This is a genomic window from Nocardia higoensis (assembly GCF_015477835.1).
Lineage (GTDB): Bacteria > Actinomycetota > Actinomycetes > Mycobacteriales > Mycobacteriaceae > Nocardia > Nocardia higoensis_A.
Genome location: NZ_JADLQN010000001.1, coordinates 630,385 through 647,503 on the forward strand (window position 1 = coordinate 630,385; position 17,119 = coordinate 647,503).

The 17,119-nt window shown below is 71.3% G+C and carries 15 protein-coding genes; 13 read left to right on the forward strand and 2 right to left on the reverse strand.

Annotation, left to right across the window (positions count from 1 at the left end; genetic code table 11):
- A complete protein-coding gene (locus tag IU449_RS02810; protein WP_195000385.1) occupies nt 1-1,029 on the forward strand; it encodes an NAD-dependent epimerase/dehydratase family protein in 1,029 nt (342 codons plus the stop codon).
- On the opposite strand, the gene rfbC is transcribed toward IU449_RS02810, so the two are convergent.
- Nucleotides 1,013-1,579: a dTDP-4-dehydrorhamnose 3,5-epimerase gene (gene rfbC, locus IU449_RS02815; RefSeq protein ID WP_195000386.1), complete on the reverse strand. Its 567-nt coding sequence runs from the start codon at nt 1,577-1,579 to the stop codon at nt 1,013-1,015. The genes IU449_RS02810 and rfbC overlap by 17 nt on opposite strands.
- Before the next feature lie 14 nt (nt 1,580-1,593).
- Here rfbC and IU449_RS02820 point away from each other — a divergent pair, with 14 nt between their 5' ends.
- The 12 genes from IU449_RS02820 to IU449_RS02875 all read left to right on the forward strand — a co-directional run bounded on the left by IU449_RS02820 (nt 1,594) and on the right by IU449_RS02875 (nt 16,103).
- A complete protein-coding gene (locus tag IU449_RS02820) occupies nt 1,594-2,700 on the forward strand; it encodes a class I SAM-dependent methyltransferase (protein WP_195000387.1) in 1,107 nt (368 codons plus the stop codon).
- Nucleotides 2,697-3,536, forward strand: a complete 840-nt coding sequence (locus IU449_RS02825) for a glycosyltransferase family 2 protein (protein WP_195000388.1) — start codon at nt 2,697-2,699, stop codon at nt 3,534-3,536. Before IU449_RS02820 ends, IU449_RS02825 begins: the two co-directional genes overlap by 4 nt.
- A 26-nt stretch (nt 3,537-3,562) precedes the next feature.
- The gene (locus IU449_RS02830) at nt 3,563-4,612 is read left to right on the forward strand and encodes a glycosyltransferase family 4 protein (protein WP_195002271.1); all 1,050 of its coding nucleotides are present in this window, start codon (nt 3,563-3,565) and stop codon (nt 4,610-4,612) included.
- Nucleotides 4,609-5,967, forward strand: coding sequence for a glycosyltransferase family 4 protein (locus IU449_RS02835; protein WP_324188061.1), 1,359 nt, complete (start codon nt 4,609-4,611; stop codon nt 5,965-5,967). The genes IU449_RS02830 and IU449_RS02835 overlap by 4 nt, the downstream gene beginning before the upstream one ends.
- 215 nt (nt 5,968-6,182) lie before the next feature.
- On the forward strand, nt 6,183-7,484 hold the full coding sequence (locus IU449_RS02840) for a lipopolysaccharide biosynthesis protein (RefSeq protein WP_228804071.1): 1,302 nt from the start codon (nt 6,183-6,185) through the stop codon (nt 7,482-7,484).
- Nucleotides 7,481-8,485 (forward strand): CgeB family protein, encoded by a 1,005-nt coding sequence (locus IU449_RS02845; protein ID WP_195000389.1) that lies wholly within the window; start codon nt 7,481-7,483, stop codon nt 8,483-8,485. The genes IU449_RS02840 and IU449_RS02845 overlap by 4 nt, the downstream gene beginning before the upstream one ends.
- Complete coding sequence (locus tag IU449_RS02850; RefSeq protein WP_195000390.1) at nt 8,472-9,875, forward strand: hypothetical protein; 1,404 nt, start codon at nt 8,472-8,474, stop codon at nt 9,873-9,875. Before IU449_RS02845 ends, IU449_RS02850 begins: the two co-directional genes overlap by 14 nt.
- Nucleotides 9,872-11,416, forward strand: a complete 1,545-nt coding sequence (locus IU449_RS02855; RefSeq protein ID WP_195000391.1) for a protein tyrosine kinase — start codon at nt 9,872-9,874, stop codon at nt 11,414-11,416. Before IU449_RS02850 ends, IU449_RS02855 begins: the two co-directional genes overlap by 4 nt.
- Entirely contained in the window at nt 11,413-12,744 is a 1,332-nt protein-coding gene (locus tag IU449_RS02860) for a right-handed parallel beta-helix repeat-containing protein (RefSeq protein WP_195000392.1), read from the forward strand. Before IU449_RS02855 ends, IU449_RS02860 begins: the two co-directional genes overlap by 4 nt.
- Before the next feature lie 4 nt (nt 12,745-12,748).
- Nucleotides 12,749-13,342, forward strand: coding sequence for a YdcF family protein (locus IU449_RS02865; protein ID WP_195000393.1), 594 nt, complete (start codon nt 12,749-12,751; stop codon nt 13,340-13,342).
- A gap of 24 nt (nt 13,343-13,366) precedes the next feature.
- Complete coding sequence (locus tag IU449_RS02870) at nt 13,367-14,710, forward strand: glutamate-1-semialdehyde 2,1-aminomutase (RefSeq protein WP_195002274.1); 1,344 nt, start codon at nt 13,367-13,369, stop codon at nt 14,708-14,710.
- A 265-nt stretch (nt 14,711-14,975) separates the two neighbouring features.
- Nucleotides 14,976-16,103 (forward strand): glycosyltransferase, encoded by a 1,128-nt coding sequence (locus tag IU449_RS02875; protein ID WP_195000394.1) that lies wholly within the window; start codon nt 14,976-14,978, stop codon nt 16,101-16,103.
- A 24-nt stretch (nt 16,104-16,127) separates the two neighbouring features.
- Here IU449_RS02875 and IU449_RS02880 read toward each other — a convergent pair whose 3' ends face one another.
- Nucleotides 16,128-16,883, reverse strand: coding sequence for an alpha/beta hydrolase (locus IU449_RS02880; RefSeq protein ID WP_195000395.1), 756 nt, complete (start codon nt 16,881-16,883; stop codon nt 16,128-16,130).
- Between the last annotated feature and the right edge of the window lie 236 nt (nt 16,884-17,119).

The window sequence follows — 17,119 nt, forward strand, 5'->3', positions numbered from 1 at the left end:
ATGCGTGTTCTGGTCACCGGTTACCAGGGGTACCTGGGAACGGTCATGACCCCGGTGCTGGCCGCGCGCGGGCACGAGGTCGTGGGCTTGGACACCGGGTACTTCGCCGACTGTGTGCTCGGTGGCGAACCCGCCGACCCGCCGGGGCTGGCGCTGGATCTGCGTGATGTCGAGGCCGGGCATCTTGCCGGGTTCGACGCGGTGGTGCATCTGGCGGCGCTGTCGAACGATCCGTTGGGGGCGTTGGTCCCGCAGATCACCCACGACATCAACCATCACGCGTCGGTGCGGCTGGCGCGGCTGGCCAAGGACGCCGGGGTGCGCCGGTTTCTGTATGCCTCGACGTGTTCGGTGTACGGCGCCGCCGGTGACGGGCTGGTCGACGAGTCCGCGCCGTTGCGTCCGCTGACCCCGTACGCGCAGAGCAAGGTGCGTGTCGAGGACGATCTGCTGGCGATGGCCGACGCCGATTTCGCGCCGGTGTTCCTGCGCAACGCGACCGCGTTCGGGTTCTCGCCGCGGCTGCGCGCCGACATCGTGCTCAACAACCTGGTCGGGCACGCGGTGCTCGACGGGGTGGTGAAGGTGCTCTCCGATGGCACGCCGTGGCGTCCGCTGGTGCATGCCGCCGATATCGCCGAGGCGTTCGCGGTGTGTCTGGAAGCGCCGGTGGACAAGATCGCCGGGCGCGCCTACAACATCGGCACCGAGGTCAACAACCGGACTGTCGCCGAGATCGCCGAGGCGGTGGCCGCGGTGGTGCCGGGCTCGAAGGTGGTCATCACCGGTGAGTCCGGCGCCGATCCGCGTTCGTATCGGGTGGATTTCGGGGCGGCTCGGCGGGAGCTGGGGTTCCAGGCGCGCTGGAGCATCGCCGACGGTGCGCGGGAGCTGTTTCGGGAGTACACCGCGCGCGGGTTGACCGCGCAGGATTTCGCGGGCCGGTTCGTGCGGTTGGCGCGGTTGCGGGCGCTGGGGGAATCCGGTGCGGTCGACGCCGAGCTGCGCCGGGTCAGGGCCGGTGCGTGAGGTGTGCGGAGTCGATCAGCTGCTGCCAGCTGCCCGCGGCGCGGTCGCGGGCGGAGATCACGGTGACCGGCAGCGGCCATGTGAGGGCGAGGTCGGGGTCGTCGTGGGCGACGGCGAGGTCCTCGGCGGGGTCGTGTGGGCGGTCGATGCGGTAGCAGACATCGGCGGTGTCGGTCAGCGCCTGGAAGCCGTGCAGGAAGCCCGGGGGGACGTAGAGGTGATGGAAGTCGGTGTCGTCGAGGCGGAACGCCTGGTGGTGGCCGAAGGTGGGGGAGCCGGGGCGGATGTCGACGAGCACGTCGTGCACGGCGCCGTGGGCGCAGCGCACCAGTTTGGCTTCGCCGTGTCCGCGGCGTCCGTGCAGTCCGCGCACCACGCCGCGCCGCGATCGGGATTGGGAGTCCTGCACGAAGCGTGCCGCCGCGCCGGCGCCGTGGGCGGCGTCGAAGATGTCGGCGTCGAAGGTGCGGGTGAACAGTCCGCGCTCGTCGTGGAACGGTTCGGGGATCAGCAGCTCGACATCGGCGAGTTCGGTGGTCTGGATACGCACCCGGTGATGGTGCCATGAGCGGGATCTGCCTGGTGTGCGGCGGCGCGGCGTTGGAGACGGTGCTGGATCTGGGGGCGATGCCCGCCGCGGACTGGTTCCCGCCGGTGGAGCAGCCCTACGACCCGGCCGAGGCGGCGCATCCGCTGGCGATGCTGTTGTGCCGTGGCTGCGGTCTGGCGCAATTGGAGCGTGACGACACGGTCACCGAGGAGCCGCGTGGGGTGGAGCCGCGGGCGTTGCGTGAGCAGGCCGCCGACGCGGTCGCCCGGGTCGCGGCGGCGGGGCTGCTGCGGGGGCGCACGGTGCGTGAGTTCGGCAGCCCGCACGGCGGCAGCTGGCTGGATCTGCTCGCGGCGCGCGGATTCACCGCGGTCGGCGCGGACGGGGTGGCCGATGTGGTGCTGGACTGTTTCGGGTTCATGCACGAACGCGACCAGCGGGCGGCGTTCGCGCAGCGGGCGGCGGCCACCGCGGCCGGTGGGGTGCTGCTGGTGCAGTACCATCCGTTGCACACGATTGTCGGCGGGGATCAATGGAATGCGTTGCGGCACGGGCATTTCGCCTACTACGAGCTGCGGGTTCTGCAACACGTGCTGGCGGAGGCGGGACTGTCGGTGGTGCGTGCGTGGGACTTCGATCTCTACGGCGGCACGGTGCTGATCGCGGCCGTGCCGGGGCAGGCGCGAGCCGGGGCGTCGGTGCGGCGGGTGCTCGAGCGTGAGGCGCCGGTGCGCGACCCGGAGGTGGTGCGCGGACTGCAGCGCGCGGCCGACCGGCAGAGTGCGGCGCTGCGCGCGGCGCTGGAAGCCGAAGCCGCGCGCGGTGCGCGGGTGTTCGCCTACGGGGCGGCCTCGCGCGCGGTGGCGTTGCTGTGCCGGGCCGGGATCGATCGTCGGTTGCTTGCCGGTGTCGCCGACGCCTCGCCTGCCAAACAGCGGCGGCGGATGCCCGGCACCGACATTCCGATCATCTCGCCGGAACAGCTGGTCGCCGCACGCCCGGACCGGGTGCTGTTGACCGTGCCGGATCTGCTCGCCGAAGTCGCCGAGCGCTACCCGCAACTCGACGGCCGCTGGTTCTGCGCCGAAGACGCGCGACCGGTGGCGGGGAGGGCGTTGTGAACACGCTCGTCTCGGTCTGTGTCCCCGCCTACAACGCGGAACGGACCCTGCAGCAGACTTTGCGTTCCATCCTGGATCAGGATCTGGATTTCGAACTGGTGGTCCTCGACAACGCCAGCGACGACGCCACCGGCGAGATCGCGGCCTCGTTCGGCGACCCGCGGCTGCGGGTCGAACGCAACGACACCACCCTGCCGATCGGTGACAACTGGAACCGCGCGATCAGCCATTCCACCGGTGAACTGGTGAAAGTGGTGTGCGCCGACGACATTCTGCTGCCCGGTTCGCTGGCCGCGCAGGTGGAGGTGATGCGCGACGAGGCGTTCGCCATCAGTTCCACACGGTTCCAGGTGATCGACGAACAGGGTGAGCTGGTCGAAACTGATCTCGGGTTGCCCGGCTTGGCCGGGGTGCACAGCCCGCGGGCACTGGCGCGCACCATCGTGCGCCGTGGTCCCGCCGATTTCGGGCCCACCGCCGCGGCGATGTTCCGGCGTGAGCATTTCGACCGGGTCGGCGGGTTGCGGGGTGATCTGGTGTTCCCGATGGATGTCGACCTGTTCGCCCGCGTCGGCCAGTTCGGCCTGTTCTTCGGGTTGCCGCAGGTCGCCGCCGCCTGGCGGGACTCGACGTTCAACTTGTGCAGCCGCACCTCCACGGTCAGCAAGCTGACCGAACTGCTGCGTTTCCACCATCGTCTGGCCCGTGACTGCCCGCGGCTGCTCTCACCGGCGGATGTCGCCGTCGGTGACGTGCGGATCGCGGGCATGGCGCTGGAACGGCTGCGGGTGCGTGCCGGTGCGGTACTGCGCGCAGGGCGTGGGTCGAGCCGATGACCGGGGCCGCCACGACCCGTGTGCACCTGTGCGGGTCGGAGTGGTTCGGCGCCGCCGAGGGCGGGTTGAACCGCTACTTCACCGACCTGCACGCCGCGCTGTACCGGCGCGCCGATCTGTCGGTCACCGCCGCCGCTTTCGGTGACCCGCCCGAGGGGGGATCGTCGTGGGGCCCGGTCGGTGGCTCGACCCGGCAGCGGACCTGGGCCGCGCGCCGGGATGTCCTCGCGCGCATCGGGGAACCACTGATCCTGGATCGGCACTTCGCCCTCTACGGTCCGCCGCGCGGCAGGCATCGGCTGGTCGTGCACTTCCACGGCCCGTGGGCGGCGGAAAGCGCTGCGGCGGGACAGAATTCGACCGCTGTGCGGATGAAGTACCTGATCGAACGGGTGCGGGCGATGCGTGCGGACCGGTTCGTGGTGCTCTCCGAGCACATGCGGGCTGTGCTGGCCGGGGACTACGGGGTGGACCCGCGGATGGTGGAGGTGATCGCGCCCGGGGTGGATCTGGACCGGTTCCGTCCCGCGGCCCCCGCGCGCGAGGACCGGCCGATCGTGTTGTGTGTGCGGCGGCTGGAGCACCGCATGGGTATCGACGTGCTGCTGCGCGCGTGGCCTGCGGTGCGGGCCGCGCATCCGCGGGCCGCGCTCGTCGTGGTCGGCACCGGCACCGCCGAATCCGCCCTGCGCGCCCAGGCCGATCCGCTGGGGGAGGGGGTGCGGTTCACCGGCCGCGTCGGTGACGACGAACTCGCCGAGCTGTATTCGCGTGCCGCGCTGACCGTGGTGCCCTCGGTCGCGTTGGAGGGGTTCGGGCTGATCGCGTTGGAGTCGCTGGCCGTCGGTCGCGCCCCGGTGGTCACCGATTGTGGTGGGCTGCCCGACTCGGTGCGTGGTCTCGATCCGAGCCTGATCGTGGCGGGCGGGGACGTCGACGCGTTGGCCGAGCGCCTGGTGCAGGCCCTGGACGGGAAACTGCCCGACGCCGCTGCCTGCCGCGCGCACGCGGAAACGTTCTCCTGGGCCGTGGCCGCCGAACGTCACGCCGCGTTGTATCGGGAGCTGGCCCGGTGATTCGAGCTGTGTTCCTCACCCACACCGCCGCCCCGTCCGGCGCCGAACTCGCGACGCTGCGGTTGCTCAGCGCTCTCGAGGGGCGGGCGCGGCACATCGGCGCGCGCAGGGTCGCGGCGTCTGGTGGTGCGTTCGACAGCGGTGTCGTCGAGGACCGGGTGCCCGGCGGTGACGCCGTAGTCCACGGCGAAGGTGTCGACAGCGCAGGCCCCGGGGGCGCGGCGCGCGGCGGCGGCGCATCCGAGGACAACGCACCCGGTGGAGAACTCGACGGCGGGGCAGCACACGACGCCGCGGCGGTGCGCGTGTCGATGCTGCTGACCGAGCACGGTCCGCTGGTGGAGTTGCTGCGTGCCCGCGGCATCCCGGTCACGGTGTGCGGCAACGACTTCGACAGTCGCAGCCTCACCATCGCCGGGGCGGGGCCGCTGCGGCTGATCGGCGGGGCGTTCGAACTGATCCGGTTGGGCAGGCGGCTAGGGGAGTATGTGCGTGCCGAGGACGCCGACGTGCTGGTCGCCGGAAGCAGCAAAGCGTTGCTGATGGGTGCGGTGGCGGCCCGGCGCGCGCGGGTGCCGCTGGTGTGGCAGGTGCACGACCGGATCGCCGGCGAGTACTTCGGGACCGTGCTCGCGGTGCTGTTGCGGCTGCTGGGGTGGGTCCTCGCGCGTGGTGTCGTCGCCAACAGTCACGCCACCCTCGCCACGCTCTACACCCGAGGGCGCGTCGCCGCGGTCGCCTATCCCGGTGTGGAGGACACCGCCACGGGTGAACGGGCACCGCAACGCGCGCCCGGCGATGTCCGGATCGTGCTGGTGGGGCGGCTCACCCCGTGGAAGGGCCACGCCGTCCTGCTGCGCGCCCTGCCGCTGCTGCGGCGCCCGCCCGCCGCGGTGACGCTGGTGGGCGGGACGTTCTTCGGGGAGCAGGACCACCGCCGCGAACTCGAGCGCGCCGCCGCGGGACTGGCGGTGCCGGTCGAGTTCACCGGTCACGTCGAGGATCCCGGGGCCTATCTGCGGGCGGGCGATATCGCGGTGCACTGCTCTGTGACGGCCGAGCCGTTCGGGCAGGTCGTGGTGGAGGCCATGCGCGCCGGTTGCGCGGTCGTCGCCGCCGACGCGGGCGGGCCCACCGAGATCGTGCGCCACGACGTCGACGGGCTGCTCGTGACACCCGGTGATCCGGCCGCGCTCGCCGCCGCGCTGGACCGGCTGATCGCCGACCCCGCGCTGCGCACGCGTCTGGCCGAGGCGGGCATGCGGCGGAGCGGAGATTTCTCGATCGAGGAGACCGCCCGCGTGGTCACCGCGCTGCTGCGCACCGTCACCGGGAAGCAGGGGGGTGCGCGGTGAGCTTGGCCGATCAGAACACCATCCCGATCCGCATCGTCGCCCGGCACTACCCGGTGTCGCTGGACGGTCTGCGCACCCCCGACTACGACCTGCCCACCGAGGTCATCCCCGCCTTCGCCGACTGGCCGACCGAGAAACTGCCGGTCCTGACGACCCGCGCTCTGCAGGCAGCCGCCGAGGAAGCCGCGGGCGCGCCGCAGTCGCGGGCACGGGAACTGGCCGGGCTGGTGCGTGACATCGCCTACGTCAGTTTCGGCAAATACGGCCAATACCTGGTGACGGTGGCGACGCTGCCGCTGATCGCGCGGGTGCTCGGCGCCGCCGGGCTCGGGCTGCTCGCCATCGGCATGTCCGCCTACTTCCTCGGCTCACTGCTCATCGACCTGGGCATCACCTCGTACATGGCCGCGCGCGTGCAGGAATCGGGCATGCAGGAATCCGGGGTGGACAAAGGGGTGGTGAACCGCATCCGCGGCACCTACCTGGCGATCCGCGCGGGCATCCTCGCCGTGGTCGCGGTGGCGTTGGCGATCGCGGTGCTCGCGGGTGCGCCCGAGCAGTTCACCATGATCGTGCTCGGTCTGTTCGTCGGTGGCTTCTGGTCGATGTCGGAGGACTGGGTGCTCATCGGGCAGGGCCGCTTCGGCGCCTCCACCCTGTATCAGTCCGTCGCCCGTGTCGGCTATCTCGGGCTGCTGCTGGCATTGCTGCCGAGATTCCCCAGCGCGGTCATGGCCCTGCTGTGCCTGCTGGGGTCGGCGGTGGTCAGCGTCGGTTTGACCTGGTGGGATACCTGGCGCACCTTCGGTGCGCCGACCGCGCCGCGCGGGGTGTGGAAACTGGTGCGTTCGTCGGTGCCGGTGGTCAGCGGACGCCTGCTCACCACCAGCTACGGTCAGGGCGCGGCGACGGTGTACGGCACCGTGCTCGACGCGGTGTCTCTGGGCCTGTTCTCCGCGTCGGACCGGTTGGTGCGCGCGGTGCAGTCCATGCTCGACCCCATCGGTTTCGCGTTGTTGCCGCGGCTGGCCAAGCGTGGCAGCGAGGAACGGTTCTGGCCTGATGCGGTGCGGTCGCTGGCGGTGTGTGTGGCGGTGGCGTGTGTGGCCTCGGCGGCGTTGTGGGTCGGCGCGCCGCTGCTGATCCCGGTGGTGTTCGGCGCGGAATTCGCCGACGCGGTCGCGGTGCTGCGCCTGGAGGCGTTGATCCTGCCCGCGACCACGGTGACCTCGTTCGTCACCACCGCCGTGCTGCCGGTGCGTCAGGACACCACCGGTGTGCTGATCGGCGCGATCGTGGGCACCTGTGTGGCCGGTGTGGCGCTGTTCATGGCGGTGCGCACCCATTCGATGTGGACACTGGCGGGCGGCATCGTCGCCGCCGAATGCGCGGTGGCCCTCTGGTATCTCGCGCGCATGCGCGGACTGTTCGTGCGTGAACGCGCCGCGAGTGCCCTCGGGAGCAGTGGCCTCGGGAGCAGTGGCCTCGCGGACGCGGAAAGAAGAAGGACGCGATGAAGATCCTGTTCCTCGGCGACGACTGGCTCGGCAGCAATGCCCGCTCGCTCGCCGAAGGTTTCCGAGCCCTCGGCCACGAAGTGATCGTGATCGACTCCACCCCGGCGACCCTGCCGCCGCGGCTGTCGCCGTCGTGGCTGTATGCCAAAACCCATGAGCAGCGCGCCCCGTGGACCGTCGAGCGCATCCACACCCGTCTGGAGCGCGCCGCCGCGGAACTGCGCCCGGACATGGTGTTCGGGTTCAAGTCCGTGCACCTGGACCAGCGTCGCCTGCTCGACATCCCGGCCTCGCTGCACGTGCACTACAGTCCCGACGACGTCGCCAACCCGGCCAACACGACCGCGGACTATCTGGCACACGAGTCGGAATGGGATCTGGTGGTCACCACCAAACGTCACAATGTGCCCGAACTGCTGGCACGCGGAGCCGAGGAGGCGTTGTTCGTGCGCAGCGCCTACGACCCGGCCTGGCATCACCCGGCCGCCCGGCGCAGCACCCGCCAGTTCCTCGTCGGCTTCATCGGCGCCTGCCGGCCCGACCGCCGTGACGGCATGGTGTCCCTCGCCCGCACCTACGGTGCGCAGCTGCTGGTGTGCGGGCCGGGCTGGCGGCGGGTGCGGCGGCTGCGCACCACCCGCGCCGCCGTCACCGCCGGGGTGTACGGGGAGGACTTCTCGATGACCGTGGCCTCGGTGACCGCGAACCTGGTGCTGCTCAACTCCGCCAACCGCGACACCCACACCTGCCGCACGTTCGAAGTGCCCGCCGCGGGCGGACTGTTCGTCGGCGAACGCACCGACGAACACGCCGAGCTGCTCGAAGACGGCGCCGAAGCGTTCCTGTTCTCCAGCCGCGACGAACTCGACGAGATCCTCGAACGCTGCGCGCAGTACCCCGACCAGGTGACCAAGATCGCCGAAGCCGGGCACCGGCGCATCGTCGAGGGCGAGCACACCTACACCGACCGGGCGAGGGAGATCCTGCGTGCCCTTCAGTAGTGTGCCGGGCCTCGGTGATGTACTCGGCAACGGCCCGTTGCTGGTCGTGGTCGCCGCGCTCGTGACGATGGTCGTCGCCGGACTGCTGGTCTCCGGTGTGCTGCGGGTGCTGCTGATCGCCCAGGCGGTGTACTGGTCGATGTCGTATGTGGCGCGCCCGGTGCTGCTGCTGGTGGTGCGGCCCGAACCGCACTTCGGCGACAACATCGCCGATCCGCGGCTGTCGGAGATCGGCTACGACATCGGCATCGAAGGCGCGCTCGAGCCGGTCGCGTTCGGACTGTCGGTGTACGCCGCGCTCGTGCTGGCCTACGCGATATGGGCGCGGCCGCGCGAACGCACCCGCCGGGCGGCCCTGGCAGGCGACCCCGACTTCATCGCCACCCTGTGGGCGCTGTACGCGCTGGGCACCCTCGCACGGCTGGCCAGTGTCGCGGGCGGCACCGCCGGGCAGGCCGGTGAAGTGGAAAGCGCCTCACCGCTGTTGAGCCTGCTCACCATGCCCGCCACCCTCGGCGCGGTGGGACTGCTGGTGTTCGCGCGTCCGGCCACCCACCACGCCAACCTGGCTGTCCTCGGATTCCTGGTGCTGGGTGAACTGTGGTGGACCACCGCTATCTCCTCCAAGACCCCGATCCTGGGTGCGGCATTGGCGATCGCGGTGCGTTTCGCCCTCACCGGCTGGACGCGCGCGAAGGTCGGTGGTATCGCGGCGGTGTCAGTGCTGGGCATCGTCGGATTCGACTGGTTGCAGTCGCTCAAGACAACCCCGTATCTGAAAGCCGAAGCCGCCAACATCGATTCCGCCTACCCGGAGACGGTGCGTCCGTTCCTGAGCCTGCTGCGCCGCTTCGACCTGCTCGAAGCCGCCACCGACGCCTACTATCTGGGGCCGAGCTCGTGGCTGAGCGCCGGTGAGGTGATCGGACACCTGGGCAGAGCGATGGTGCCCAGCCAACTGCTCACCACGGAGAAACTGCACGCGGGCACCGCGTGGGCGGCGCAGGTGCGCGGCGCGTCGGTGGACATGAGTCAGGTGTCGGTGTCGCTGGCCGAAGGCAATGTCGCCGAGGGCTACGTCCTGGGCGGGCACACCGGCGTCGTCATCGGCATGGTGTTCACCGCCGTCGTCCTGATCGGCTGGGGGCGGTCGCTGTATGCCGGGCACCTGGTGCCGGTGTTGTTCGGGGTGGCGCTCATCGAGGTGCCGGTGGTGTTCGAGCGCGGGATGCTCGGCAGCGCCGAAACCCTCGGCAAGTATCTGCAAGTCGTCGTGCTGGCCTGGCTGACCCGTCTCGCGGTGGGTTACTGGCGCCGGCATCGGGAACGGATCACCGTGCCGCCGACGCGGCCGGAACCGGCGATCGTTGGGAGTGAAGAAAACCGATGATGGAACTGCCCGACTATCTGCGTATCGCGCGCCGCCGCTGGCCGATACTGCTCGCCGGACCGGCGCTGGGTATCGGCCTGGCCGCCTACCAGGTGCAGGCGACCCCCCAGACCTACACCGCCTCCAGCAGCATGTATGTCTCCATGGCCACCGGCACCTCGGTCGCCGACTCCTACCAGGGTGGGCTGGCCGCCCAGCAGCGCGTGCGGTCCTATCTCGAGTTGGTCACCAGCGACACCGTCGTCGACCGGGTCATCGGCCAGCTGTCCCTCGACACCAGTCGCGGGGAACTGGCCGCGCAGATCGGCGCGGACTCCCCGCCGGCGACGACCCTGCTGCAGGTCTATGTCTCCGACGAGAATCCTGAACGCGCCCGCGTCATCGCCGACGAAGTCGTCTCCCAGATGCGCGCCCTGATCGACGATCTGGAAACCATCGAACGCAGCGCCGCCCCGGCGGCCCGCGTCGCCGTCGTCGACCGCGCCGAACTGCCCACCGAACCTGACGGTGGTGGCGGCACCAGCCTGCTGGCCGCCGGCGCGGTCGGCGGGCTGATGCTCGGCGCGATCGCGGCCTACCTGCTCGAACGGTTCTCCCGCAGGCCACGCGACCTCGACGACCTCGAACCGTTCGGTGTGCCGCTGCTGGGAACCGTCGACCTCGGCGGCGCCGCCGAAACCGCGGGCCTGCGGGCCGTGCGTGCCCGCCTGCCCGAAACCGCAACCCCCCTGCTGGTCACCGGAGCGGGCGCGGGCAGCGCACCGGGGTTCGCCGCCGCGCTGGCCGCGGCGCTGGCCGCCACCGGCCGCCGGGTGTTGCTCATCGACGCCGACACCACCGGCGCGGGCACCACCACACTGCTGCCCGTCACCGCCGGGGATTGGCCGATCCGGGAATCGGCGACCCTGCACCGAACCACCGTCGCCGCCGGACACGACTACCTCGAGAACGCCACCCTGCGCACCACCAAGATCGACCTGCGCACCATCCCCGCCGCCGTGCCCGCCGACGAACCCACCAGCGGCCCCCGCATCCCCGGCGGACTGGACCTGGTGCTGCGCGGAGAAGCCCGCCTCGACGACACCACGACCAGTTGGGCCGCGCGCGGCATCACCGTGCTCACCCTCGGCGCCGCCGACGCCCGCACCCCCGACTTGATCGCCTCGGCGCGCTTCACCGCCCTGCTCGCCGACGCCGCGCAACGCTACGACCACGTGATCGTCGAAACCGCCGCCCCCGGTGCCGCCGCCGAAGCCGCCGCGGTGGCCGCGCGCAGCGCCGGTGTCCTCGCGGTCACCGTGCTCGGCGCCGCCACCACCCCACGGCTCGAACAGGACCTGGCCGTGCTGAAGGCAGCGGGCGCCCAGATCACCGGCCTGGTCGCCGTGCCGTCCCGGCGCACCCTGTGGCAGCGGCTGTCCCGCCGCGACACCGCCACCCCCGTGCCACCCGTCGCCACACCGCAGGCCGTCCCCGCCCCGGCCGTCGCGACAGGCGCACCGGCCATGGTCGAGGCCGCAGGTCCCGGGCAGGTCCGATGACCGGACTCCGACGCCGCCACCTGCTCGCCGCCGGACTCGGCATCGCCGCGGTGCCGATCGCCTCCTGCAACGCCCAGGAGCCCACCGGCCCCATGCCACCGGGAGGAACCGCCGTGCGCAACATCCGTGACTTCGGCGCCGTCGGCGACGGCAAGGCCGATGACACCGCCGCCCTGGCCGAGGCCGCCCGCACCGACGGGCCGCCGCCGGTGATCTACCTGCCCGCCGGCGACTACAAAGTGACCGCCTTCCCCGAACTGCCCGATTACGCCGTCGTCTACGGAGACGGCGCCGACGTGACCACCGTGTTCTGCGAAACCGACACCACCCTGGTCACCCTGCGCAACAAGCAGCGGGTCCGGTTCGCGCGCATGGGTTTCTACCTCACCGGCCCCGAAGCGACCGCCATCCAGCTCAGCGAATGCTTCCGCTGCAGCTTCGACACCGTGCTCGTGCGCGGCAACCACCTCGGCGACAACATGCCCCGCTACCTCCGCCAACGCGGCATCGTGCTGGAAGCCAACACCGGCGGCACCTCCTTCGTCGACTGCGACATCAACAACTTCGGGATCGGGCTGAGCACCTCCTGCATCCAGAATTACGTCACCTCTTCGAAGTTCACCAGCAACCGCATCGGTGTCCTCGGCGTCGGCACCGACGACCACGCCGCCGGCCTGTCGATCACCAACTCCGAGTTCGTCTCCGACACCGACCCGGGCACCACCGACAGGCACCTGCTCATCGACGGCGCCGCCGCCAACTGGTGGCTGACCAACGTGTGGTTCGAAGGCGCCGAAGTCGCCGTGCAGGTGGGGGCGGCCGGACGCGGCGGGCCCGCCCAATTCGGCATGATCAACTGCAAAGTCGCAGGCCGCACCGCCTGCGTCGAGCTGAACCACTGCCGCCAGCCGTATCTGGCCAATATCGCCTTCGACCCCGACCCCGGCCACAGCCCCGCCGAACTGCGCATCGATCCCGCGGGCTGCCCCGAAGGCACCGCCGTCAACCTCATCTCCAGCGCGGGGGAGGATCTCGATTCGCGAGTGTTCCCCGACCACTGGCAGGTCATCGGACGCGGTCGCGTGCACCGGCCCACCTTTACCGGCACCGTCACCGCCCAAGGCGCGGGCGACGCCGAGATCCTGCGCGCCCGCTCCCAGGACGGCACCGCCGTCGCGTCCGTGCTCGCCTCCGGTGCCTACGTCTCCGACCGCGCCGACGCCGGAGTGGTGCTGCGCGACGGCGAAGGCGGCTACTGGCGGCTCGTCGTAGCCCCCAACGGTGCGCTGACCACCGCGCCCCTGGGCAAGGACCGGCCGGCCCGCTGACGCGATGAGCACCACGCCGGGCACCACCCCACCCCGCCGCGGCAGGCTCAGCCTGCCCGGCCCGCTGGGCGTACTGCGCCTTCCGCTGGCCGTCGTGGCCGCGGTCCTCGCCGTCGCCGTCGCCGGGCTACCGGTGTTCGTACACCCCCAGATCGATCCGCTGCGCCCCGCCGACGCCATCGTGGTGCTCGGCGGAACCCCGTACGAACGCTTCGACATCGGCGTCGACCTCGCACGGGCGGGACTGGCTCCGGAACTGCTGATCGCCGCCTCCACCGGTCTGGACGACCCGCTGATGGACCGCTACTGCCGTGGCGGATACCCGTTCCGGGTGCAGTGTTTCGAACCGCGCCCGTGGACCACCCAGGGCGAGGCCCAGGAGATCCGCCGCCGCGCCGAATCAGGCGGGTGGCGTCACATCATCGTCGTCACCTTCACCCCGCACGTCTCCCGCGCCCGCTACATCATCGGCAAATGCTTCGACGGCGAACTCACCATGGTCGCCAGCCCCGCCCCGACCGGCCTGGCCTACCAGGCGTGGATGTATCTGCGCCAGAGCGCCGGCTATCTGCGGGCCTTCACCGAGACCGGCTGCTGAGGCGAAAGAGGAAACCCCGCTGTGATCACCGACTTCACCCGCAGCAACGCCGCCCAAGCCCGCCTGCACGACCTCGTGCCCGGCGGCGCCCACACCTACGCCCGCGGCGCCGACCAATACCCCGAACACATGGCGCCGATCCTCGTGCGCGGCCACGGCTGCCGCGTCACCGACTGCGACGGCAACGAATTCGTCGAATACGGCATGGGATTGCGTTCGGTCACCCTCGGCCACGGCTACCGCCCCGTCGTCGACGCCGTCGCCGCCGCCGTCGCCGACGGCGTCAACTTCTCCCGCCCCACCCTGCTCGAACTCACCGCCGCCGAAACGTTCCTGAACCTCGTCCCCCGCGCGGACATGGTGAAATTCGCCAAGAACGGCTCCGACACCACCACCGCCGCCGTCCGCCTCGCCCGCGCCGTCACCGGCCGCACCACCATCGCCGTCTGCGACCAGCCGTTCTTCTCCGTCGACGACTGGTTCATCGGCACCACCCCCATGTCCGCGGGCATCCCCACCCCACCCACCGTGCGCTTCCCCTACGGCGACCTCACCGCCCTCGATACCCTACTGACCGGCCACGACATCGCCTGCGTCGTCATGGAAGCCGCCACCGCACTGCACGAACCACCGCCGGGCTACCTGGCCGGCGTCCGCGCGCTGTGCGACCGCCACGGCGCGCTGCTGATCTTCGACGAGATGATCACCGGCTACCGCTGGTCGGCGGGCGGCGCCCAACAGGTCTACGACATCACCCCCGACCTGTCGTGCTGGGGCAAAGCCATGGGCAACGGATTCCCGCTCTCCGCCCTCGCGGGCCGCCGCGAATACCTGGAACTCGGTGGCCTGCGCACCGACGCCGACCGCGTCTTCCTGCTGTCGACCACCCACGGCCCCGAAACCGGCTCCCTGGCCGCGTTCCTCGCCGTCGCCCACGCCTACGCCACCACCGATCCCGTCGCCGCCATGGAAGCCGCGGGCAGGCGCCTGCGCGTCGGATTCGAACAGATCACCGGCGAACTCGGCATCGGCGACCATCTTCGCGTCGCGGGCCGCCCCTCCTGCCTGATCTTCCAGACCCTCGACCCGCACGGTCAGCCCTCCCAGCCCTACCGCACCCTGTTCCTGCAGGAACTGTTGCGCCGTGGCGTGCTCGGGCAGTCGTTCGTCACCTCCGCGGCGCACACCGACACCGACATCGACCACACCCTCGACGCCTGCCGTGCCGCCGCCGCCATCTACGCCCGCGCCCTCGAGCGAGGCAATGTCGACGGACTGCTGCACGGTCGCCCTGTCGCGCCCGCCCTTCGCACCCTCGCCGCACCCCGCCGCGTCGAAGACCACACGCCGACAACGGGACACGCATGAGCCTGCGTTCCACCGCCACCGCCACCGCCACCGCCACCGGAACCGGAACCGGAACCGGAACCGGATACGCCGCTGCCGCCGCACCGCCCGGGCTGCCGCACCGCAGCCGACGACAGTCGCCTCCGCTACACCGGCGGTCGCACGCCGACGCGCCGGCCACCGCAGTGTGCGCTGCGCGTCCTCGACACCTGTTGCCCGAGGCATCGCCCGCACCGCACCTCACCCCCGGCACACGACGAGCCCGCAGCGCACAGGAGAACCCGCAATGACCGAGCCGCGCATCGCGATCGTGCACGAACGCTTCACCGAATACGGTGGATCCGAAGCCGTGGTCGGCGAATTCGCGCGCACTTGGCCCCAAGCGCCGGTGTTCGCGCCGCTGGTCGACGCCGACCGCGCGCCCGCCGTCGCGCACCCGTCGTGGGACACCATCACCGGCACCTGGCTCGATCACGTCCACGCCGCCACCGGCCGCCGCTCCCACGCGCCGCTGCTGCCGCTGATGCCCGCGGCGCTGCGCGGGCTGCCGCTGCGCCGCGGCTACGACGCCGTCGTGATCAGCCACCACTCCTTCGCGGTGCAGGCGGCACTGGCCACCGACGCACCCGTGATCGCCTACGTGCACAGCCCCGCCCGCTGGGCGTGGGACCCCGCCTTCCGCGCCCGCGAAGCAGGCGGACTCGCCGGCCGCACCGCGCTGGCGGCCCTGGGGGTCCTCGCCCGGCGCGCCGAACTCGCCGCCGTTCCGCACCTCACCGCCGTCGTCGCCAACTCCCAGGCCGTCGCCGCCCGCGTCCGCGACTGGTGGGGGCTGCCCGCCGATGTGGTCAATCCGCCTGTGCGGCTGGACCGGTTCGCACCCGACCCGACCGTCACCCGCGAGGACTTCCTGCTCTTCGCCGGCCGCCTCGTCCCCTACAAGCGACCCGACCTGGCCGTGCGCGCCGCCCAGCGCAGCGGCCGCCGCCTCGTCGTCGTCGGCGACGGCCGCTACCGTCGCCAACTCGAAACCCTCGCGGGCCCCGAAACCACCTTCCTCGGCGCCGCCCCCGACGACGTCCTGCTCGACATGTACCGCCGCTGCCACGCCCTGCTCATGCCCGGCGTCGAAGACTTCGGCATCGTCCCCGTCGAAGCCATGGCCTGCGGCACACCGGTGATCGCGGTCGGGGAGGGCGGCGCGCTGGACACCGTGCTGCCCGGCCTCAGCGGAGCGCACATCCCGCACGGCACCGACGATGAAGTCGTGGACGGTTTCGCCGCCGTGCTCGCCGACCCCACCAGCACCGACCTCGACCCCGGCAAGATCCGCGCGCACGCCGAATCGTTCGGCCCCGAAGCGTTCCGTTCCAGGATGGCGCGGGTGGTCGACGGCGTGCTGGCCGGGCGCTGACCGCGAGACAGGACAGCTGTCACATCAGTTCACCGCGTCGCTGTCGGACCGCCGGAGATGCCGGGCGAAGAACCGGTTCGCGTCATCGCCCTCGAACTGCGGGACACCGGTGTGCCCGCCCATATTGGCGTGCAGCGTCTTCTCCGCGGAACCGAAGGCGTCGAACAGGTCCAGGGCCATCTGCCGGTCGTTGCCTTCGTCGTCCCACTGCACCAGCACCTGCAGCGGAATGCTGACCTGCCTGGCCTCCTCGAACATGACGCGGGGCACATAACTCCCGGCGAACAGCAGGGCGGCCGCGATGCGCGGCTCCACCACCGCCAACCGGACACCGATGGCGATCACCCCGCCCGAGTACCCGACCGGCCCGCCGATCTCGGGCAGCGAGACAAGAGCGTCGAGGGTGAGCTGCCATTCCGGGATCGCCTTCTCGACCAGCGGGAGGACGAGCCGGGCGACGATCTCGTCGTCCACCGGCCCGCCGGCCTGCACCGCCCGGCGCAGGTCGGTGCGCGCCTGCTCGGCGGCGGCTGAACGGGGCCGGTCGCCGCTGCCGGGGAGCTCGATGGTCGCCGCGGTGAAGCCCGCCGCCACGGCATGCCGGGCCCGGGCCGCCACCCGGGGGTACATCATGTCCAGCCCGCCGGGGTGGCCGACCAAGATCAGCGGCGCCGGCGCGGATTCGGATTCCGGTGTCCACAGGATCCCGGAGATCTCGCCGAGAGCGAATCGGCGTTCGAGGACGCCGTCACCGAGGCGTTGTTCGGAAATGAATTGCACGGTCGTGCCTTTCGGGAGTGCTCTCGCGCGGCGCTCCTGGACGACCTATCGCCCGACCGTGACCCCGCAGGGGAGCACCCATGTCGATACAGCGTTCACGGGTACCACCTCCTCGTTCTCTCGCACGGTCTCTGGGAAAGGTAGCAGCGGCCCTCATCATCCGCCAACAGGTTTCCCGCAGCCCTCTCCGCGCTCGCGCCGCCGGGTAGTTCCACTCATCCCCGCCCGGACACGAG